Origin of the sequence: Shewanella aestuarii (assembly GCF_011765625.1) — a bacterium.
In the GTDB taxonomy this organism is placed as follows: Bacteria; Pseudomonadota; Gammaproteobacteria; order Enterobacterales; family Shewanellaceae; genus Shewanella; species Shewanella aestuarii_A.
Genome location: NZ_CP050313.1, coordinates 1,135,156 through 1,157,186, shown reverse-complemented (window position 1 = coordinate 1,157,186; position 22,031 = coordinate 1,135,156). Strand labels below are relative to the sequence as shown.

Here is a 22,031-nt window from a genome sequence, read left to right as displayed (position 1 = left end):
ATCGCTCCTAAAACATTACGTTGCCATCAATTTGGCACTGTAATTGTAAAATGTCACACATCAATCGCTGGGCAGACAACCACACTTCGTCAAAGTGGGCCATGATGGGTCCTAAGGTAAGCCATAGAATAAACAAACCACTCACCATGGTAACAGGAAAACCAATCGCAAAAATATTTAACTGTGGTGATGCTCGAGTCATCACACCAAAAGATAAGTTGATCAATAATAACGCCACAATCGCTGATATTGACATGGTTAGCGCAGCGCCAAACATATAACTGCCCCACATAGCCAAGCTTCGGTAAGTGGTTATGCTAATCCCTTCAGTCGATACTGGAATGGTCTCAAAGCTAGCAATTAACATCTTTATCATTAACAAATGGCCATCAACCGCTAAAAATATCATTGTGGCTAATAATAAAAAGAAATTACCGACTACAGGTGTCGTTGACCCTGAACCTGGGTCAACCATAGTGGCAAAACCTAAACTGGTTTGCATACCAATAACTTGACCTGTTAATACAAATATTTGCATTGTCATTAAACTCACAAAGCCCATGGCTGTGCCAATCAGAATTTGTTGCAGACTAATAAAGGCTGAACTTAACGCAAATAATTCAACATTTTCAACCGGAGGTAATACAGGAGCAACGGCGACGGTAATGGCAATCGCTAATAATAATCTTACGCGGGAAGGTGTGGTATTCGCACCAAAAACAGTCATTACCATCAACATACTTGCGATGCGAAATAACGGCCATAAGTACATGGCTATTGTCTGACTGATTTCATCAAACAATATTTCCATAACTTAACCTATAACCAAGGGGATTAAATTAACCATTTCAACAAAAAAATCCATCATGGTTTGTACCAACCAATGCCCCATAAACATCAACCCAAATAAGGTAACAAGCAAACGTGGAAGAAAACTCAGGGTTTGCTCGTTAATTGAGGTTGCCGCTTGAAACACAGCCACCACCAGGCCAATCCCTAAACCCGGTAAAATAATTGCTGAAACCATCAATACGATGACGGATAAAGCTTCACGAAAGATATCAATTAAAGACTCAGGAGACATATTCCCTCCTAAATCCCAAAGCTATTGGCTAAAGTGCCCATCACAAGGCTCCAACCGTCAACTAATACAAACAGCATAATCTTAAACGGTAGTGACACAATCATTGGCGATAACATCATCATACCCATGGCCATCAAGATACTGGCAACCACTAGATCGAGAACCAAAAAGGGCACAAATAGCATAAAGCCAATCTGAAAAGCGGTTTTTAATTCACTGGTAATAAATGCGGGAATAACAACGCTCATCGGCGCTTGTTCTGGAGAGGCAATATCTTTATAGCCAGAGATTTCAATAAAAGTTTGTAAATCTGTGGTTCTAACCTGTGACAACATAAAGTTTTTGATGGGCTCTTTGCCAACATCATATGCCTGAGTTAATGTCAGCGACTCATTCATGTAAGGTTCTACTGCTTCAGCATAAATTTTATCAAACACAGGCGCCATAATAAAAAAAGTCATAAACATACTAATGCCAATCAATACCTGATTCGATGGAGTTTGCTGCAAACCAAGCGCTTGGCGCAAGATAGATAACACCACGATAATTCGGGTAAAAGAGGTTAGCATTATCACCATGGCAGGAATAAAGCTCATTGCTGTCATCAGCAATAAGATTTGCATGGTCACAGAATATTCAGTGGCACCATCTGCACCTGTCGTTACAGTTAACGCGGGTAAGATGCCATCTTGAGCAGATACATCAGCAGACCAACTCACTAATACTATCATCAAGATATTGATGACGATGGCTATCCCTCTACTCATCATGACTTTCCTTGGCTTGTTGTAAACGTTTCGCAAATGCGGTGTCGTTTGGCGTAACAGGGTCGTGCAACTTATCAATTAAATTAATTTGCTGTGAGGTTACGCCTAATAAGTACTGCTGCTGATTGATTTCGACTATCAACAACTTTTCTTTTTGCCCAACAGCACTAACGGCTATCGTTTTAATTTGCCCATGCTGGCTCGGCACTAAATTGAGCCGTTTAACGATATAGGCCAATACAAATATCAACGCAATAACAACAATTAAACCGCCGATCATGTTAGCTAATGTGGAAACATAAGACCCATTATTAACGGTTGACGTGGTTACTTCTGATATTGGTTGTTCACTAACAAGTGTGACAGTTTCAGACAAGATGGCGGTAAGATATGACACGATAAATCCTTAAGCCACTTATGGTAAGTCAGTTAGCAATAGTTGATTGTTATGTGTTTACTACCACAAAACCGACTTAACAAAATTAAATGGACATCGAAAGCTTATTTAAGCTTTTTGATGCGTTCAGTTTGACTGATAACATCGGTTAATCGAATACCAAACTTATCGTTAACCACAACAACTTCGCCATGCGCAATTAAAGTGCCATTAACCATGACATCTAATGGTTCACCTGCAACGCGATCAAGCTCAACCACTGAGCCTTGGTTAAGTTGTAATAAATTGCGAATACTAATAAAGCTACGCCCAACTTCCATCGAAATGGTGACAGGAATATCTAATATAGAATCTAGCTTAGCCGCCTCTTCTTTAGAAATCGGTGCTGACTCGTCAACTAATTCATCTAATTCGACTTGCTTTGCCTCTTCAATCGCTTGCTCAGCCATTGCTGCAGCCCAATCGTCACCAGTATCTTCTGTACTCATTTACATCACCTTATAAATCTGAAATATCACGCGACTTGCCTTTGCGAGTCACGAGTTGCAGCTCTGATTTAACCGTTTCAGGTCGTGGAATTTTCTCACTGATTTTTAAAGCTAAATTATCTCGAGATTTCCCTAACTTACAGCGATAGGTTGGCAGGTCCTCAATACGCATCATAATATGTTCAGGTAACTCGATTGGAATAATATCACCCGCTTTAAACTCCATCACCTCACGTAATGTTAGTTCATGCTCAACAATATTAACGTCAAAGCCAACATTGACGTCCATGATTTCATCACGCAGAGCTTGCGACCAGCGCATATCGGTATCTTGCTTATCACTTTGCACGCCGGCATCGAGTAACTCTCTGATTGGCTCGATCATAGAATATGGCATGGTAATATGAAAATCACCGCCACCACCATCAACCTCAATGTGAAAAGAGTTAATCACTACCACTTCAGTTGGGCTAACTATGTTTGCCATGGCTGGGTTAACTTCAGAGTCAAGATACTCAAACTCCACATCCATCACAGGGGCCCATGCATCTTTATAATCTTCAAAAATAATCTTCAACAATAACTGCACGATTCTTCGTTCAGTCGGAGTAAATTCACGCCCTTCAATTTTGGCATGAAAGCGCCCATCGCCACCAAAAAAGTTATCTACCAAGATAAACACTAGTCGCGCTTCCATAGTGATTAGCGCCGTTCCTTTTAAAGGGCTAAAGCGCACCATATTTAAGCTCGTTGGCACAAATAAAGTGTGAACATACTCACCAAACTTGAGCATTTGCACACCATTAATTGACACTTCCGCAGCTCGGCGCATCATATTAAACATACTAATTCGAAGATGACGCGCAAATCGTTCATTAACGATTTCTAAGGTTGGCATTCGCCCACGAACAATTCGATCTTGAGAAGAGAAGTCATAAGAGCGAGCATCACTGCTAACACTATCAACCTCATCCTCTTCAACATCATCAACACCATGCAATAGCGCATCAATTTCGTCTTGACTTAATAAATCACTCACATGTTCACCTTAGCTATCCTGTCAGGATTATTGCATCACAAAACCAGTAAATAACACCTTCTCTACGATAGGTTTCCCCGTCACTGGCTGCAAAACATTTTGTACACTTAATAACGCCAACTGACGCAGCTCATCTTTGCCAGCTTGTGTACTTAGCTTTTGTACATCAGCACCACTAAATGTGGTTAATAATGCATCTTCAATCAAGGGGATATGCTTTTTGGTCGTCGTTTCATCATCAACGCCCCGTACCATTAATTGAACTTTAATCTCAACTAAACGTGCGCGGTCGACACCCGGCAGATTGAACAAAAATGGCCTTGGCATCCCGACATAATTAGCTTGCCCCTTAGGTGCGTCAACTTGCTCAACCGCTTCACTAGCTGCATTGCCAGCCGTTGAGACCTCGTCATCAGAGCCCATAAAAAACCATGCTCCAACGCCAATTAACAAGGCCACCAAAAAGCCAATACCGCCAAAAATAATTAATTTTTTCGACTTTTGGGGTTCAGCATTTTTTTCTTCAATTTCTAATTCTTCGGCCATACTTGTTCCTAAAAAACGGTATTTAACTTCGCAGCTAAGCCTAGCATAAAAGTTAGCGGGATCAGACAATAACAATATGCCTATAGGTTACCGACTTAAGCGTAATAATCTATACCTGAATGCAAACTCTGTGGCTGATTTTGATTCAGTGAATGTTCTATCGCTGAATTTTCATCCATTTCTTGTCCTGTTGACCAAGTCTTGTCGGCCTCAGGTTGCTGATCATCTTTACCGCCACCACCTTGAGAAACATGACTATCCGCAAGTTGTAGTCCTTCTTGTGCCAGCATTTCACGTAATCTTGGTATTGACTGTTCAACTAAATCACGGGTTTGAGATTGCGCAACCTGAAACTGAACTTGAGTTTGATCACCAGTAATTTGAATTTTTACCGTTAAATGACCTAGCTCAGCTGGATCTAAACGAATTTCAGCCTGCTGCACTCCATTACTGACCATGGTGATTAATTGTTGTCTCATCACAGGAGAAAATCGTTGGATCATTTCCAGCATTTGTACTTGGGATTCGCCATGCTGCTTCAAGGATAATTGAAACTGAGGTACATCGCTTTTATGCATTGGCGTAAAGCTGCTTTGGTTTTGTAGTGCTTTAAGCTCGGTTGGCTTATCCTCTGTGCTGCCAAAAATATCGATATCGCTTAGCGGCTTAACATGATCAACGGAATTCATAGCCATATTGGCGACGGGCTTAGTCACTTCTGCCTTGACCATATCAACAGATAGCTTTGCTTTACTCAAATCAACTTCCTGCACCCACTGATTTTTAATTTGACCATCCACTCGATCCTTATCGCCGAGCACCTGCTCGGTAGATTGTTGATAGGTAGAAGCAAATAATGTCGCTGAATTATTGCTACTCTTGTTTTGGGTATCAGTGACTTTCGTTTCAATATTCGCAGGTACTACATTTGGTTTGTTTGACTGTGCAATATTTAACTTATCTAAATCAATATTTTTCGCATTGGCCACATCTACATTTGGCTTATTCAAATCGATATTTTTCGGATTGTCAGCATCTACTTTTTGCTTGTTCAAATCGATATTACTCGTGTTAGTCATGTTTTGAGTTATCGACACATCACTTAATTTATCCGTCTCTTTTGACACTAGATTTAGCACATCAGCCTTTATTGAATGGAGATCCGGTTTACTCACATCCGCTTCTAGATCTAAATCCACTAGCGCTAGAATTGATTCATCGATAACAGGCGCTTGCAAGTTAAACTCTTCGACGATGTCGGCCAATTGCTGTGGCGATAGGCCTTGCAGTTCAACTAAATCCTTATTGGTAAAATCCATCAATTTTTGGGACTCATCGAAAGTTAAAGATGATAAAAAATCGCTGCTACTTTGGCCTGTTAATGGTGGATTAATAGTAGCTTGAAATAACTTCTGCTCGTCTGAAATAACTGAAGACTCGATAATACTTTCTATCATCGGTTTGTTTTGATGTTTTTTATCATAAAATGGCAACAAAGAATCTAAGTCAAATGATTCGTCAATAGCTTGTTGAGCTACGACGGTGTTATCACTGTGCGGCAAAGATTTTCCGTCGCCTTTGGATTTGTCAAAAGATTGCGCCATATCTAGTTGAGCAAAAATAAACTCAATATCGGCATCAACTAAAGGTTCTGAAAGTTCAACACCTTTACTGATTAATGCTTGCTCAGAGGATGTGTTGTATTGAGACGTGGGCTTTGACGATTCACTGGTAATCGAAGCTTGATTAGCTTGACTAAAAACAGATGAGAATGATTGATTATCAGATACTTGCGCAGCATCTTTAGTCACCCCGCCAGCATTTTTACTATTAGCAGACAGTAATATATTGCTCATTTGTTGCATAATTTATGCTCCGATAATCAAATCTTGAAAAGAATTAATGGTGCTAAAATTGGTTATTGATAATGCTTAGAGGCCACCAACTTTACTGACGCAAAAACGTCACAACACTGACGATTAATTCATAAAAACAATTAATATCTGATTTAAAGCAATTTAAGTGCCAACCTAAAGACTGACAGATTTAAAAGTGCTCAATTAGACAAAGCGGGATATGTAACAAGGGCATTGATTAAAGATCTAACGACGAGCTCGGTTACGAAGGTATTGTTGCATGGCAAATTCATCTGACATTTTTTGATCACGCTTAGCTTCAGCAATCATTGCTTTGTCAGCTTTATGTTTAAGCAGCATTTCAACCGCTTTACGTTTTTGCTGTTTTTCCAACCAATGCTTTTGCCGATAGCCTACTTGTTTATCAGCCTCTTGAACGGCTGCAACTTGCTGGCTGATCACAGTGTCAACTTGCTTAATAAATTGATGAAATTGGTGATATTGGTTAGCGCTTAACGTTGTGCCTTGATGGCCTTCCATTTGCTTCATGTAATCAAGACGATAATTATTTAATGCCTCTAATTGCCCCTGAAGTTTTTGTTTTTCAAATTGCGCAGACTTTAACTGCATTGCCGCTTGTTCTTCAGCGTCAATTGCCAGCTTGAGTACGGTGAAAAGAGGATCGGTGGCCATGTATCAACTCCAATAATGATGCTGCTACCAACTGATTAGTTCTGACACTGAGCGGCAATCTGACTCATCATCATAGCGCTATTTTCAAAGCTAATGGCTTCTTTAAAATTTTGACGCAAAAACGCATTCATGGCAGGTTGCAGACGTATGGCATTGTCAATTCGCGGATCGCTTCCTTGAGAGTACGCACCAATCGAAATCAAATCGCGATTTTGCTGATAAAGCGAATACATTTGCTTAACTCGGCGCATCGCCTCTAAATGCTCATCGCTAATGACCATAGGGGCGACACGACTAATCGATTGCTCGATATCAATTGCAGGATAATGACCTGAATCGGCTAAGCGACGAGATAATACAACGTGACCATCTAGAATAGCCCGTGAAGCATCCGCGATGGGGTCTTGCTGATCGTCACCTTCAGTTAACACAGTATAAAACGCGGTAATTGAACCTTGCCCTGGGCCGCCATTACCGGCACGCTCAACCAACCGAGGTAATTTAGCAAATACTGAGGGGGATAGCCTTTGGTTGCTGGCGGCTCACCAACGGCTAAAGCAACTTCACGCTGAGCTTGAGCATAACGAGTTAAACTGTCCATTAATAACAAGACGTTATAACCCAAATCACGAAAATATTCTGCGATACGGGTTGAGGTTTCACAGGCTCGCAAACGCATAAGGGGCGAGGTATCTGCTGGGGCTGCCACCACAACCGAACGCGCGCGGCCATCATCGCCTAAGATTTCCTCAATAAACTCTTTAACTTCACGACCACGCTCCCCCACTAAGCCAACCACAATCACATCGGCATTCGATCCTCGGGTCATCATACCTAACAACACACTTTTACCCACACCGGAACCAGCAAACAATCCCATACGTTGACCTTTGCCCACGGTTAACATAGCGTTGATAGCCCTCACACCGACATCTAAAGGCTCAGTAATAGCTCTACGTGAGAGAGGATTGATATAGGGTGGATGCCTCGATGCTTGCTCATTGGTATTTAATGGTCCAAGGCCATCAAGCGGTTGACCACTACCGTCCAGCACTCTGCCAAGCAAACTTAACCCTACATTTAAGCCATTCTGCTCACCTAACGGTTGCACCCTTGCACCGGGCAACACGCCGCGCAACTCTTCTACCGGCATCAAATATAATAATTTGTCATCAAAACCCACCACTTCAGCAACCAACTCACCAGCCATGGTTTCAATCGAGCATAAGCTGCCCACGGGAGCTCGGCAACCTGTTGCTTCAAGAGTTAACCCAACCACACGCACCAATTGGCCACTGGCTATTGGTCTAAGTGGCGACACATGTTGGTGATGCGCTTTTAGTTTATTCAGCAGTAGATGTTGACGGTTTGTCATCGGCCTCACCTTGCTCTAGCCCTTTATGTGCTTGCGATTGTTGTGAGCTAAGCTGGGATTGTGTCGCTTCATTTGGGTCACTTTCAGCTAAATTCGATTCGGCAACAGATTCCGGAAGGTCATTTTCAACTAATGTTTGTTGATTAGGTAGAGAGTTTTGGGTTTGCTGATTGAGTTGCTGCCTTGCCTCAGTCAAATCATCCACCGCGAGGGTTTGATACTGGCTATTAGCCGTTTTTGTATGATGAACTTGCCGACTCAATTGTTCAGACTGAGCATCAAGGGCTGAAAATACTTGTTCTACCCGATTAGAAACTCGTAAGTCGACAGTAGAACGTAAACTTTCAATATACACATCACCCACAACTAAACTGGGATCGCTTTCCAGATGCCAATCATTTTTGGCTAATTGTGCTTCACCGTAAAGCTCTTCCACTACTTTAACATCATCTGGATGTAAGCGTAGTTTCACCACTTGCTCTTTTAAAGGCAGGGCATCGATCCCTTTACGAATAATAGTGGCAATATGTTGTGGGTTTTGAGTTAACTCTTGCTGAATAACACCTTTGGCTAGTGTGAGTGTCATTGCGAGTATTTCCGCTTCAACTTCAGCATCTAAGACTGACAAAGGTTGCTCAAAATGCTTAATAAGCTGAGTAAATTGCGCAATCATAGCATTGGCTTTTGCTAATCCGGCTTCGTAGCCTTGCTGCTCTCCCTGAGCAAATCCTTCGCTGTGCCCTTGAGCTAAACCATCTAACCGGCCTTGTTCAAGCCCCTGCTGCAAACCTTCTTGCTTCCCTTGCTCAAAACCTTCTTGCTCAGCAGCGGCGCGGATATCTTCAAGTTGCGACATGGTTGGCATACTTGGAACAGCTTCTTCAGCGGGTTCGCTAGCATGATAAGCTTGAGCCTTGTGGCCAAAAAAATTAGATGGGCTTTGGCTTTTATCCTCGGTCACGTCTGGTAATTGCCAATGACTGAACTCATGCTCATCCTCAGCACTTAATACTTTATTGGTATGTTTTAAGGTAGTCATAGTTAGTCATCAGTCTCATTTTATGTAACTCGCAGGTTTATCTAATAAGCCAAAAGCAAATCAGTACTACAAGAACTCTTCACCACCACCACCGCCCAGCATAATTTCACCACTGTCAGACAAGCGTCTTGCGATAGATAAAATCTCTTTTTGTGCCACTTCTACTTCACTAATACGAATAGGTCCCATTGCTTCCAAATCATCTCGAAGCAATTCAGCGGCACGCTTAGACATGTTACCCAATATTTTTTCTTTAAGGGCTTCATCGGCCCCTTTTAGGGCTTTCATGAGCACATCTTGTTGGATTTCACGCAGTAACGCTTGAATACCTCGATCATCCACATCGATAAGGTTTTCAAACACAAACATTAAATCTTGAATTTGCTGAGCCATTTCTTCATCTGATTCACGCATGGTTTCCATGATCTGACTTTCAACGCCTGTATCTAAGTAGTTCATGATGTTAGCAGCCGCTTTTAGACCGCCCATTTTCGCAGCTTGAGCTCCACCTTGACCCGCAAACTGTTTCTCCATAATATCGTTCAACTCTTGCAATGCCGCAGGTTGAACTTCTTCTAAGTTGGCAATCCGCATCATTAAATCTAAGCGGGTGTTTTCAGGAAATTGACTAAATATCTCTGCCGCTTGATCTGGCTCTAAATACGACAAGACAATCGTTTGAATTTGTGGATGCTCGTTTTGGATAATGGTGGCTACTTGACGCGCATCCATCCATTTCAATGAATCTAGGCCTTTAGCACCACTGCCCATGATAATTTGTTCGATCAAATTACCGGCTTTATCTTCACCCAAGGCCGCAGTTAAGGCTTTGCGAACGAACTCTTCACTGTTAAAACCAATCGATGAAAACTTTTGAATCTCATCTAAAAACAGCTTATGAACGCCAATGACTTTTTCTTGACCAAAGTCTTCCATTGCCGCCATAGCCATGCCCACTTTTTGTACTTGTTTAGGTTCGAGGTGCTTTAAAATTGACGCAGCATCCGCTTCACTTAAACTCAGCAACAAGATGGCTGTTTTTTCAACCCCAGTTAACGAGTTAGGGTCAAAAGCGCCTTTTTCAACTTTTTCTAGGTTTTTATCATCAGCCATTGTCTTGTAACCAGTTTTTAACTACTTGAGTGGATAATTCAGGTTCATTTGCCACAAGTGCGCGGATCGCCTTAATCATATCATCATCTTTATGCAAATTAGGGATCAGTATTGAACCATCGTCAGCATAACTGTATTCCTCTCTGGAGTTCAACATACCTAAGGTATCTGCAGCATATTGATCTTCAATTTCAGCAAGTTCATGCCCTAATCTTGCCTCTTCAGGCATATTAACACCATCGGGGTTAATCAGGCGCTTTAACATCGGACGAACAACCGCAAGGATCAGTACCAAAATCACTGCTGCACCTAATACAAGTTTAACCGCTCGCCAAAACCAAGGCTGTTCCCACATATCTGGCTCTGGCAAGACTTCCATTAACTGATCCATAAACGGAACTGTTACTACCTCTAGCGCATCACCACGTTGACTACTAAAGCCAACCGCGCCTTCAAGCAAACGACGAATATTAGTTAACTCTTGCTCTGTTCGAGGGACGCGACTAACTTGACCGTCTTCACTCACTTGTCCTGGTTTAAAATCGACGGCAACCGATACACTCACTCTGCGCACGACCCCTACTTGCTGACGAGTATGACTAATGGTGGTATCTAATTCAAAGTTACGAGTGGCTTCTCGGAAGGTATCTGCAGATTTAGTTGATTCTGAAGCACCATTGCCAGCCTCTTGCGGAATATCAGATTCCATCGGCGGTTGGTTTGACAGCGCACCTGGGATGCCACCTACTGTTCCGCCACTTGTATTGCGTTCAACGGTCATTTCACTACGCACCGCTGGCAGATCAGGCGAAAAGCGTTTTGCCGTTTGCTCTATGGCGGTAAAGTCCATATTAACATCAACTTGCGATGTGTAATTTTCAGGTCCTAGAATGGGCATTAAAATTGCATCAATTTTTCTGCGGTATTCGGCTTCTTTCTGCTGAACGATTTCCAGCTCACGACGTGCTCTAGCAGATGCGCCATCTTGACTACCAGAATTAAGCAATCGACCATTAGAATCCGTTACCGTTACTCGAGAAGGCTCCAAACCTTGTACGGCTGAAGCAACAATATCAACAATAGAATCAATTTCTTCTTGACCTAAACCGCCTCGACGAAGACTCACTACCACGGTAGCGCTAGGTTGTGATTTATTACGCGCAAATACATTCTCTTTTGGCAAAGCCAAAATAACCTTTGCACGACTAATGCTTTTTAATTCTTCAATCACTCGGGCAATATTCAGCTCTTGACTGTGCTTTAAACGTGCTTGCTCCATACGTTGACTAACGCCAAAACCACTGTCTTTGCTCAAGTAATCATTGGTTTGCGATGAGCTTTCAACCCCTGCTCGGCTTAATAGTAATTTTACGTCTTGGTACTTATCTTCAGGTACTTTAACCACATCAACTTGAATTTGATATTTAATCTGATTTTTATCAAGTACATCGAGTACTTGGATCATCTCAGCGGTTTCCATTTTACCTAATGGACGATATTCAGGCTCTTGCGCCCACATCATAATAAAGACCGCTAGCGCCAAACACACTGCTAACGCCAAAATCATGGTGACTTGTCGCATCATATCTGCGCCGCCAACACTGCCGAGCAAGCCAGATTTATTCTCCTGGCTCAAACCAGCGTCTGCTGTAGTATCTGAACCTACCATTATGTCTGTGCTCACAATATGCCCCTACTTTCTTTATTCTTAATCACTTATGACTGCACTAAACTGGCATGCTCATAATTTCTTTATATGCTTCAACAAGCTTATTACGTACTTGCACCGTGGCTTCAAATGCTACGCCTGATTTTTCACGGGCAATCACTGTGTCAGATAAGGTCACAGTGGTATCACCCATGTCGAGTCGAGTTGCCAAGTTTGAGGAGGTTTGCTGCAAACCACTGACATGCCCTACAGCCTGTGAAAGTAACTGACCAAAGTCAGACCCAGCGGTATTATTGACCTGTTGAGTTAAGTTGGGGCGAATGCTACCCACAGAAGGTGCGATTTCTCCACGAAGAGACTGCATTTCTTGTAGTAATGGATTGGCGTTAATCTGCATGGTGAAACTCCCTGCCGTCGAATATTTGACGAAACTTGACACTGATACAGGGTTAAAGCAAGTTGAATGCCAATATCAATAGAAAAGCCAAAAGCTACCTTAAATAAGATAGCTTTTGGATTAAGCGATTAAATTAAATACAATTTTTTAATAGAAAGGTTATGCAGGTAATTGAATTCCCATATCGCGCATTTTAGCCATTTTATATCGCAGGGTTCTGGCACTAATACCAAGTTTTTCTGCCACTAACTTTCGGCTACCTTTACATTGATTTAGGGTTTCCAAAATAATCACATGCTCTTGAGCTTGTAACTCTCCACCTAACCCTTCAAGTTCTGTTGGCTTCTCACTGATTTCAGCATCTGCCTGCAATGAAACATCGCTGGCATCAATGATAATATCTTTCACACCAATTTTTTCTGCTGTATTTAAAATTAGCGCTCGTTGGATAACATTATCTAGTTCACGCACATTCCCCGGCCAACGATAACTTAATAGCTTGCGGGCTGCGGCTTCATCTAAAGCGGGCACAGGTTGAATATTGAAAGCTTTGGCATGTTTTACAAGTAAATGCTTTGCTAGCGGTAAAATATCAGCAGGGCGTTGGTTTAAGGCTGGCCAAGTTAATGGAAACACATTAATTCGGTAGTATAAATCTTCCCTAAAGCCACCAGATGTAGCCATTGCTTTAAGGTCACGATTGGAGGTTGCCAATACGCGCACATCCAATTTAATTGTTTTGCGGCCTCCTAAGCGCTCAACTTCACGCTCTTGCAACACACGCAATAACTTAGCTTGTAAACCAAGTTCCATTTCAGAAATTTCATCTAGCAGCAGCGTACCGCCTTGTGCCTGTTCAAATTTGCCAGGGCAAGCTTGGTAAGCGCCAGTAAATGCGCCCTTCTCGTAACCAAATAAGGTTGCTTCTAACATGTTCTCAGGAATGGCGGCGCAGTTTATCGCAATAAATGGTGCATCAGCGCGAGAGCTATGTTGATGAATATACCTTGCTAATACTTCCTTACCCGAACCACTGGGCCCCATGATCATCACTGATGCATCCGACATTGCTACGCGCTGAGCAAGTCCTAATAAAGCAATACTTTTTTCATCTTCGACAATAGGTTGGTCGGTATTATTTTTCTGCGGCAAATAGCGCGACACTTGATTAAGCAACACTTCTGGCGCAAACGGTTTCGCCAAATAATCAACCGCACCTAATTTAATCGCGCTGACCGCACTATCAATCGTAGCGTAAGCCGTCATTAATAATAGCGGCATTTTAGGTAAGGCTTGTTGAAGGTAATGAAGTAAACCTAACCCCCCAATCCCTTCCATCTGCACGTCACTGATAACCATATCAAAGTCATTGGCTTTAAGGGCAATAATGGCCTCCTCAGCACTACTAACATCAACACAATCATATTGTGCTAACAGCAAGGTATCTAATAAAGCCTCACGCAAGTCGGCATCATCCTCGACCAACAATATTTTTGCTTCAGCCATGATTGACCTCCTGCTTTACCTGCTCATCTTGTGGTGAAACTTGATGACTCAAAGGAAATGTTAGTCTGACTTGGCAACCCATATTGGGTTTGCAAGATAACTGAATTTGCCCGCCATGATTACGAACCACTGACTGCACTACCGCCAACCCTAAGCCTGTACCTTGGGATTTTGTGGTAAAAAATGGCTCTAACACTTGTTGCTGCATTTGCGGTTCTAAGCCTTTGCCATTATCAATAACATCCAAAAACACTTGGTTATCTTGTTGAACAGCACTAATTCTAATTTTGCTCGCTCCAGCTTCTATGCTGTTCATTACCAAATTATTAATGGCTGAACTAAGCGCATTGCTGTTAGCCATGATGCTCGCCTCGGTGCTTGATTCACTGTAGATTTCACAATTTTTCTTCTGAGCGATCACTTCACAATTGGCCATCACAGTATCAATAATCTCATTAAAGGATACCGTTTCAGCCATACTATCTTGACGGCCTTTGGCCATTAACAGCATGTCATTAACTTGTCTTTCTAGCTCATTTAAACGATCAACTAATTTAGACTGAAAACGTGCTTTGGCGGGCTCAGCTAACTTTGTGCTCCCCAAGTTTGAAGCATAAAGTAACGCGGCCGATAAAGGAGTGCGGATTTGATGTGCCAATGTGGCGACCATTTTGCCTAGCGCAGATAAACGTTGTAAATGTGATAAGTTCTTTTGTAGTAAACGGGTTTCAGTTAAATCAGTCAATACAATTAATTGGCCCGGCTCTGGGGATAGCGGCGTAATGGCAAGCTTCACGCGACGACCATTTTTTAACGAAACCTCGTGGCCATCATCATCTTGCGGGGAAAAAGCACGATGAATAATGTCTAACCAACGTAAACCTTGTAATGGACGACCTAATAATTCAGCTGCAACAGGATTTGCAAGTGTGACGACACCGTCGCCATTAAGAATGACAACCCCGGATGGCATTGCCTGAAGAATATGGGCCATTTGATTAGACATATTTGCAGCCTCAGTCACTTTAGAAACCGACTCAAGTGTCTTTTTCGCAGTCAAATTTTTGTCAGCAACAAATGTTCCAGCTAATGTCGAAGGCTTTACAGCCAATACCGATGATTGCTGAAAATTTGTTTTATTATAACTTGTTACAACTTGCTTATTTGCGCTTGACCTTGAATTTGACCATGAATTTAACATAGTGACTCCGTCAAAAGAATTACATATAACTCTCTTAATGCACGAGCTATGCCAAAATACATAGACTATGGCAAAGTACACGGGCTATGACCTAGTACACAGACAATAACAAAACCACTTTTGGCCTTAAACGAAAAAAGCATACCTTATTTGGTATGCTTTTTAATTATCATTGCAAATGTATGCTTATTCTTTACTCATGCCGTACTTACGCATTTTTTCTACTAACGTGGTACGGCGAATACCTAACATTTCAGCTGCACGAGCAACCACATTATCTTGTAACTCTAGCGCCTGACGGATCATGTCAATCTCAAGCTCAGCTAACAAGTCCTTCAAGTTAACTCCCTCAGGAGGCAGCTCAGTCGGAAAACGCGTTTCAGGTAAATCGATAGGTTCATCATCATTAAAGATAGACGCTAACGCATCACGTTCTTGTTGTTCTTCACTGATTTCAACACAGTATTCTGGCACATCAATATGGCGATATTTTTGCGGTAAGTCATTTACGTCAACTAACCCGCCTGGATACAAAATGGTTAAGCGTTCAACTAAATTAGATAATTCACGCACATTACCAGACCATGCATGTTCTTTTAAAGACTCTATAGCTCTTTGGGTAAAGCGCACTTTACCTCGGCCTTCATTAAATACTCGGCTAACCAGCTCTTGTAGTAATAGAGGAACATCTTCGCTTCGTTCAGCCAAGGCTGGCATTTCAATTGGAAACACATTCAAGCGATAATACAAATCTTCGCGGAAGTCATTTTTAGTAATCATCGACTCCAAGTCACGATGTGTTGCAGCAACAATACGCACATCCGTTTGAATGGTTTTACTGCCACCAACACGTTCAAATACCCGTTCTTGAAGAACACGCAGCAGTTTCACCTGCATCTGCAATGGCATGTCGCCAATTTCATCCAGAAATAAGGTTCCGCCTTCAGCTAATTCAAAGCGGCCTTTGCGCGAAGAAATAGCACCAGTAAAAGATCCTTTTTCGTGACCGAATAGTTCACTTTCTAACAACTCTGGTGGAATAGCACCACAATTAACCGGAATAAAAGGACCATCTCGACGTTCTGACATGTAATGAATATTACGCGCAACCACTTCTTTACCAGTACCCGACTGCCCTAACACCAACACGGTAGCATCTGAACTAGCAACTTGGTTAATCAAATGCCTCACATTGGCAATACCTTCACTACGACCAACCAGGCTACGAAACAGTTTAGTTTGATTACCACTAGTAGGAACTTGTTCTTTTTTGGCTCTACCAAAAACTTGGCAAAAATGCAGTAACTCGGTTAATTGAGGATAATTTATTGGTTCTTCAATTAAGCCTAAAATATTTGACGTTTCAACACCTGCAGCACCCAATAGTAATATGGGTTGCCATGGGGCGATGGTGGCAATATTTTTGATACTTTCTACAGCAAGATTATCAGCCACAATGACAATCGCACGGTAACGAGACTCTTCTACAAGCGACAACAATGCCTCTGGGGTAACAATGTCACATTGTTCACCTAAGAATTCAAAAATGCAGCACAAACGTGATACTCGTTCAGAGAGGGTACCGACAATCAAAATTCGTTGTTCAATTTGCATCATTCAAGGGGCCAAAAGCTTGTTTATAGGTTTTTTAGTATCCTTCGGTATTATTACGTTTTTCTCGTAAAAGCCAAAGGACTTTATGGTCACAAAACGTGACAACTTGTTGTAAATGTCAGTCAAACAATTTGTCTACTCACACTTACGGCCTGGGTAGGCATAAATTAATGTTGAGCTGGGGTAAATATTGTATTAACCGAGCGTCATAAGCAAGTCAAACGACACCTAATTGGCTAACAGAATTAATATTAGTGCATAATCGATTGTTTTTCATGCAAGTATAAGGTTTTTGGAGAATAAATATGAGTCTGAATAAGGTTAAATGACAACTCTAGACCTGAGGGGTAACTTCAACTATAGCAACATTAACAACCCGATTTCAGTTACACCTAATTCATGTTATATCTAGCTATTTAATAATGATTACGGCTTGTTACTCAGCCTAAGGGAACATTTTTAATGTTATAAAAAAACGTTAGCCAGCCATGCCAACTAACGCTTAATATTAAAAGCACTCCCATCAATATAGGAGTAATAGCTAATTTTATTTAACTCGCTTCTGAAGTCAGATGGTGTTTGTCTTGCGGGATAGCGTCCCAACCTTCCTTAATAATTCTTAATACAGCAGTGACATCATCAATGGCCTGCACATCATTATTAATGTTAGCCTCAGTGATCTTAACCAGCATAAACTCATATAAATCATTTAAGTTGCTGGCGATCTCGCCACCAGCATCCATGTTCAAACTACTATTCAAACCATTTATAAGGCCAATCGCTTTACCAATATAAAGCGCTTTATTTTGAAGATCATTACGCTCAATCGCGAATCGACTTTGCGCTAAGCGCTCTAGTGCTCCGGCAAACATCATTTGGATAATGCGATGTGGAGACGCTACAGCTATCTCACTATCTAAAGATACTTTTCGGTATGACTGTAGTGAACTTCTCATTTTTACCTACCTATCTGAATCAATGGTCTTATAAACCTGAATTTTTCGCTTATTTGACTTACCAATGCTTAATAAGTCTTTTCTATTTTGCGATATTGCTTGGGCTCTATTAGAAAATTGATTTGTTAAATCGATCTGTTCACGTAGAGCTTTTTCATCGACACTCAACTCATTATTAATAATTTTCTCAATAAAAAGTTGACGCTTCTGAAATAACTCATGCAAATTTGAGACCAAGTTATCAGACTTTTCGTTTTCAGCTGGTATTGATTCTATCTCACTAAACAAATTAATTATCAGCTGATTAATACTATCAAGCTCAGACATTTAACACCTTATTACACTTTATACTCACGACTATTGAGGTACGACACCCGGTAATGAATTAAGTCTATCGTATAAACCTGCACTCTGTTGATTTAACTGAGCCACAATGAGATCCATGGTATTAAATTGCTTGTACAGCCTTGCTTCTAATTGTTCCATCTTTAACGAGAAAGCTTCACGTTGATCATCTAAGCGAGAGGTTTGCTTAGTGTAAGTCTTGTTTCTGTCATCGATTAAGCCGCCAGTTTTAACATAGTTTTCGGCAAGATCATCTAGCTGATTCGCAAGACCTGAGGTTTCTGTGGCAAACAAGCCTTCAATTTTATCCATATCATTGGCAATAATGTCATCAAGCTTACTGTTATCAATAGTCAACTTGCCATATCGGTCTGTGCTAATACCTATTTCATACAATGCAGTAGTTTCACCATTAACATCAACGCGATCACTCACAATTCCCCTTAACTGTGATTCTAGTGAACGAATAATAGAATCGCCCTGCAATGCAGAGGCTTTTTTGGTGTCAGCATCATAGGAAGATAATTTATCGATAGATGTCATTAATGCATTATAAGAATCAACAAAGCCTTTAATATTTTCCTTAACCGCCTCGTTATCTAAAGTGATAGACAGTGTAGAGGTTTGATTAATATCAGCTTTTGTTAAATCCAATGATACACCAGAAATGGCACCCGCAACGGTATTGGTTTGCGAAGTCACTTTTTGACCATCTATATATACTATTGAATTTTCAGCAGGCTGTAGCTCAGATAAATTAGTGCCATTGAACATATCGGACAAACCTGTGCCTGTTGTATCTGTGACATTGACAGAAATTTGACTCTCTGTACCTTCTACATCAGAACTAAATACTAATCGGCTACCACCATCACTGGTAATTACCGTCGCTGTCATTCCAGGGTTATCGGTTGCATTATTGATCTTATTGGCAATTGCATTCAGATCATCACCCGCTTCAATATCTACCCCAAAGGCTTCAGCGCCAACGGTAAAATCCAGCCGCCCTGCTCCCACAGTCTGCTGAGCATCGGTTGCAAAGGCCCCTCCCACTTTATGGGCCTTGGCTAATTGTTCAACCTGAATACTATAACTGCCAGATTTAGCTGATTTGGTTGTGGTAGCGGTAAAAAAATCACTGTCTCCAGTAGAGACTTTACGTTGATTTAGGGTATTGCCATCTTGTAATTTAGCAAGTGCATCTTGAAACTTAGTCAATTCACTTTTAAGCGTACCCACAGCAGACACTTTAGCTTTAATCGCGTCTTCGGTTTTATTAAACATTGCTTCTTTTGGGATTTTTTCGGCATCGACCAGTACTTTAACAATAGTCGATATATCGAGGCCTGAACCGATCCCCGTTGCTGTTAATGCCATAACTCACTCCTAAATTAATCCGAAAAGCGAAGCAATAAATAGACCACACTATTAAAGTTAAACTTCAATTTTCATTAAAATGCCAGATACTTCACTTAATTTTTCAGCAAGTAGTAACGCTTCTTCGCTGGGAATTTGCCTAATTATATCACCTGAGGCAATATCTTGAACTTTTATCACCTGCTGCCCAGACTCTTCATCAACAGAAAATTTGAGCCCTTTTTGCATCAAGGACACCATCTCGGTTAAATCTTTGGCGACCTGCTGTAACTCTTGATCATTCTGCTTGTCTTTATTTTCTTTTGACTCACTGGTTTCTTTGACAGCCTGAATTGTTGACGTCCGTTCAAGTGTCGTTACTTCATTGCTTTCTTTACTCAATGCTAAGGGTTCTTTATGCAAACCATGCTTAGTTGCCTCAGCTTGGGATAAAAAACTGGCTGTTGAATTATGATGAATTTCCATATCTCACCTCACTGTTCTGCATGATTCAATAATAAAATCATGACGACACCGTATCTTAGGATTAACGACAAAAGGAGATCCATTGCTGAATCTCCTTTTCACCTAACCTTCGAACTAACTTACTAATATTATAGTAATGATAGTGCAACCTGTGGAAGCTGATTCGCTTGGGCTAACATTGCAGAACCCGTTTGCTGCAACACTTGGTTCTTGGTCATTGTTGACGTTTCTTTGGCGAAATCCACATCTACAATTCGAGACTTAGCATCAGCAACGTTGGCTTGAGTATTAGCACTGTTACTGATGTTGTGCGCTAGACGGTTTTGTGTCGCACCTAAAGTAGCACGTTGCTCGTCAATTAATCCAATAGCGGTATCAATTAAATCTGTTGTTGCAGCACCTACAGATAGCCCACTAACACCTAATTGATTTGCAGTGGTTGAAGTGATTGATAACGTTACATCTTCACCACCTTTATGTCCAACTTGGAAGCTTTTAGAAGTATATCCGCCACTCAATAACTTGGTATCACCAAAAGCAGTTGTATTAGCAATAGCAGTAATTTCTGTAGCTAATTGATCATATTCAGCTTGCAAAGCTGCAATATCGGCTGTTGAGTTTGCACCATTGACCGACTGGACTGAAAGATCACGCATACGTTGCAGCATGTTGGTTTGCTCTTGCATTGCACCTTCTGCAATTTGTGCCACTGAGATAGCATCATTTGCATTGCGCATACCCACATCTAAACCACGCACTTGCGAATTTAGGCGGTTTGAAATAGCAAGACCTGCAGCATCATCTTTTGCGCTGTTAATACGAAGACCAGAAGATAAACGTTCCATAGAGGTGGCTAATGCACCGCCTGATGCGTTCAAATTTTTCTGAGCTTTCATTGATGTTACGTTAGTATTTACTGTAATAGCCATGATTTAATTCCTCTATAAATTACCTGACTTAATAGTTAAGCCTGTTTGCTTAGCGGGTAAGTCAAGTCAGGCATTTCTTACTGGTTACAGTATATTTAACGGCCAGATATTTAATTGCTTTAGCTTTTTTTTAAAATAAATACATAAACCAACAGGGTAATCAATAATTCCCATATTAATCAATTAACTAATAAAAACAGAAGAACATAATATGTCGTGGTAAACTTAAATTGGCAGGAGATTAAAATAACAAACCCTTTTATAGCTGTAAGCCATAAAAGGGTTTTAGACATCATTATAATTCACAAATTTAGTGTTTAAATTAACCCAGTAGTGATAAGGCCACCTGAGGTAATTGGTTAGCCTGGGCTAGCATTGAAGATCCTGTTTGTTGCAGCACCTGATTTTTAGTCATAACAGCAGTTTCTTTGGCAAAATCGACATCTACAATTCGTGATTTGGCGTCAGCCACGTTAGCTTGAGTATTAGCGCTATTACTAATGTTATGAGACAGGCGATTCTGTATCGCACCTAAAGAGGCACGTTGCTCATCAATTAATCCAATAGCGGTATCAATTGCATCCGTCGTTGAGCTACCCACCGATAAACCGCTAACACCTAAAATGTTTGATGATGTTGCATTAAGGGTAATTGACACATTTTCACCACCTTTATGTCCGACTTGGAAGTCTTTGGTGCCATAAGAACCACTCAACAACTTGGTATCACCAAAAGCTGTAGTATTCGAAATTGCAGTAATCTCTGTCGCCAGTTGGTCATATTCAGCCTGCAAAGCTGCAATATCTGCAGTTGAGTTTGCGCCGTTTACAGACTGAATAGACAAATCACGCATACGTTGCAACATGTTAGTTTGTTCTTGCATGGCACCTTCAGCAATCTGCGCAACAGAGATTGCGTCATTTGCGTTACGCATACCCACTTCTAAACCACGAACCTGAGAGTTCAAACGGTTAGAAATCGCTAAGCCGGCAGCATCATCTTTAGCACTGTTAATGCGAAGACCACTTGATAAACGTTCCATTGATGTAGCAAGCGCGCCACTTGAAGTATTTAAATTCTTTTGCGCTTTCATTGATGTCACGTTGGTATTTACTGTAATAGCCATAAATAATTCCTCATTCCTAGTTTTGTTGCCAAGACTGTGGAGCTTGGCT

General features: G+C 41.2%; 22 protein-coding genes and 1 pseudogene. All 23 read right to left on the bottom strand.

Annotated features, from left to right (window positions below; all coding sequences use genetic code 11):
- Positions 1 to 7 precede the first annotated feature (7 nt).
- Positions 8 to 811, bottom strand: a complete 804-nt coding sequence (gene fliR, locus HBH39_RS05345) for a flagellar biosynthetic protein FliR (RefSeq protein WP_167676282.1) — start codon at positions 809 to 811, stop codon at positions 8 to 10.
- Between the two features lie 3 nt (positions 812 to 814).
- Positions 815 to 1,084 (bottom strand): flagellar biosynthesis protein FliQ, encoded by a 270-nt coding sequence (gene fliQ, locus HBH39_RS05340; RefSeq protein WP_167676280.1) that lies wholly within the window; start codon positions 1,082 to 1,084, stop codon positions 815 to 817.
- Positions 1,085 to 1,092: 8 nt separating this feature from the next.
- Positions 1,093 to 1,815, bottom strand: a complete 723-nt coding sequence (gene fliP / locus HBH39_RS05335; RefSeq protein ID WP_432280146.1) for a flagellar type III secretion system pore protein FliP — start codon at positions 1,813 to 1,815, stop codon at positions 1,093 to 1,095.
- A 28-nt stretch (positions 1,816 to 1,843) separates the two neighbouring features.
- Positions 1,844 to 2,248 carry a flagellar biosynthetic protein FliO gene (fliO, locus tag HBH39_RS05330; protein WP_244325749.1) on the bottom strand — a complete coding sequence of 135 codons (405 nt, stop codon included), beginning with the start codon at positions 2,246 to 2,248 and terminating at the stop codon, positions 1,844 to 1,846.
- A gap of 104 nt (positions 2,249 to 2,352) precedes the next feature.
- Complete coding sequence (fliN, locus tag HBH39_RS05325) at positions 2,353 to 2,736, bottom strand: flagellar motor switch protein FliN (RefSeq protein WP_167676276.1); 384 nt, start codon at positions 2,734 to 2,736, stop codon at positions 2,353 to 2,355.
- A 10-nt stretch (positions 2,737 to 2,746) separates the two neighbouring features.
- Entirely contained in the window at positions 2,747 to 3,775 is a 1,029-nt protein-coding gene (fliM, locus tag HBH39_RS05320; protein WP_167676274.1) for a flagellar motor switch protein FliM, read from the bottom strand.
- 27 nt (positions 3,776 to 3,802) lie between these two features.
- Positions 3,803 to 4,321 (bottom strand): flagellar basal body-associated protein FliL, encoded by a 519-nt coding sequence (fliL, locus tag HBH39_RS05315; protein WP_167676272.1) that lies wholly within the window; start codon positions 4,319 to 4,321, stop codon positions 3,803 to 3,805.
- Positions 4,322 to 4,416: 95 nt separating this feature from the next.
- Entirely contained in the window at positions 4,417 to 6,186 is a 1,770-nt protein-coding gene (locus tag HBH39_RS05310) for a flagellar hook-length control protein FliK (protein ID WP_167676270.1), read from the bottom strand.
- A gap of 237 nt (positions 6,187 to 6,423) precedes the next feature.
- The gene (gene fliJ / locus HBH39_RS05305) at positions 6,424 to 6,870 is read right to left on the bottom strand and encodes a flagellar export protein FliJ (RefSeq protein ID WP_167676268.1); all 447 of its coding nucleotides are present in this window, start codon (positions 6,868 to 6,870) and stop codon (positions 6,424 to 6,426) included.
- Between the two features lie 35 nt (positions 6,871 to 6,905).
- A pseudogene (gene fliI / locus HBH39_RS05300) lies at positions 6,906 to 8,245 on the bottom strand (flagellar protein export ATPase FliI).
- A complete protein-coding gene (gene fliH / locus HBH39_RS05295) occupies positions 8,214 to 9,284 on the bottom strand; it encodes a flagellar assembly protein FliH (protein ID WP_167676266.1) in 1,071 nt (356 codons plus the stop codon). Before fliH ends, fliI begins: the two are co-directional and overlap by 32 nt.
- 66 nt (positions 9,285 to 9,350) lie before the next feature.
- Positions 9,351 to 10,397: a flagellar motor switch protein FliG gene (gene fliG / locus HBH39_RS05290; RefSeq protein WP_167676264.1), complete on the bottom strand. Its 1,047-nt coding sequence runs from the start codon at positions 10,395 to 10,397 to the stop codon at positions 9,351 to 9,353.
- Positions 10,390 to 12,069, bottom strand: a complete 1,680-nt coding sequence (fliF, locus tag HBH39_RS05285; RefSeq protein ID WP_167679976.1) for a flagellar basal-body MS-ring/collar protein FliF — start codon at positions 12,067 to 12,069, stop codon at positions 10,390 to 10,392. Before fliF ends, fliG begins: the two co-directional genes overlap by 8 nt.
- 55 nt (positions 12,070 to 12,124) lie before the next feature.
- Complete coding sequence (fliE, locus tag HBH39_RS05280) at positions 12,125 to 12,463, bottom strand: flagellar hook-basal body complex protein FliE (RefSeq protein ID WP_167676262.1); 339 nt, start codon at positions 12,461 to 12,463, stop codon at positions 12,125 to 12,127.
- A gap of 159 nt (positions 12,464 to 12,622) precedes the next feature.
- Positions 12,623 to 13,969, bottom strand: a complete 1,347-nt coding sequence (locus tag HBH39_RS05275) for a sigma-54-dependent transcriptional regulator (RefSeq protein ID WP_167676260.1) — start codon at positions 13,967 to 13,969, stop codon at positions 12,623 to 12,625.
- A complete protein-coding gene (locus tag HBH39_RS05270) occupies positions 13,962 to 15,170 on the bottom strand; it encodes a sensor histidine kinase (RefSeq protein WP_244325748.1) in 1,209 nt (402 codons plus the stop codon). The genes HBH39_RS05275 and HBH39_RS05270 overlap by 8 nt, the downstream gene beginning before the upstream one ends.
- 186 nt (positions 15,171 to 15,356) lie before the next feature.
- Positions 15,357 to 16,787 (bottom strand): sigma-54 interaction domain-containing protein, encoded by a 1,431-nt coding sequence (locus HBH39_RS05265; protein ID WP_167676258.1) that lies wholly within the window; start codon positions 16,785 to 16,787, stop codon positions 15,357 to 15,359.
- A 548-nt stretch (positions 16,788 to 17,335) separates the two neighbouring features.
- Positions 17,336 to 17,740 carry a flagellar export chaperone FliS gene (fliS, locus tag HBH39_RS05260; protein WP_167676256.1) on the bottom strand — a complete coding sequence of 135 codons (405 nt, stop codon included), beginning with the start codon at positions 17,738 to 17,740 and terminating at the stop codon, positions 17,336 to 17,338.
- A gap of 6 nt (positions 17,741 to 17,746) precedes the next feature.
- Entirely contained in the window at positions 17,747 to 18,067 is a 321-nt protein-coding gene (locus tag HBH39_RS05255) for a flagella biosynthesis chaperone for FliD, FliT (RefSeq protein ID WP_167676254.1), read from the bottom strand.
- Positions 18,068 to 18,097: 30 nt separating this feature from the next.
- Positions 18,098 to 19,462, bottom strand: coding sequence for a flagellar filament capping protein FliD (gene fliD / locus HBH39_RS05250; protein ID WP_167676252.1), 1,365 nt, complete (start codon positions 19,460 to 19,462; stop codon positions 18,098 to 18,100).
- 57 nt (positions 19,463 to 19,519) lie between these two features.
- Positions 19,520 to 19,927 carry a flagellar protein FlaG gene (locus HBH39_RS05245; protein WP_167676249.1) on the bottom strand — a complete coding sequence of 136 codons (408 nt, stop codon included), beginning with the start codon at positions 19,925 to 19,927 and terminating at the stop codon, positions 19,520 to 19,522.
- A gap of 128 nt (positions 19,928 to 20,055) precedes the next feature.
- Complete coding sequence (locus HBH39_RS05240) at positions 20,056 to 20,856, bottom strand: flagellin (protein WP_167676247.1); 801 nt, start codon at positions 20,854 to 20,856, stop codon at positions 20,056 to 20,058.
- A gap of 322 nt (positions 20,857 to 21,178) precedes the next feature.
- Positions 21,179 to 21,982: a flagellin gene (locus tag HBH39_RS05235; RefSeq protein WP_167676245.1), complete on the bottom strand. Its 804-nt coding sequence runs from the start codon at positions 21,980 to 21,982 to the stop codon at positions 21,179 to 21,181.
- Positions 21,983 to 22,031 lie beyond the last annotated feature (49 nt).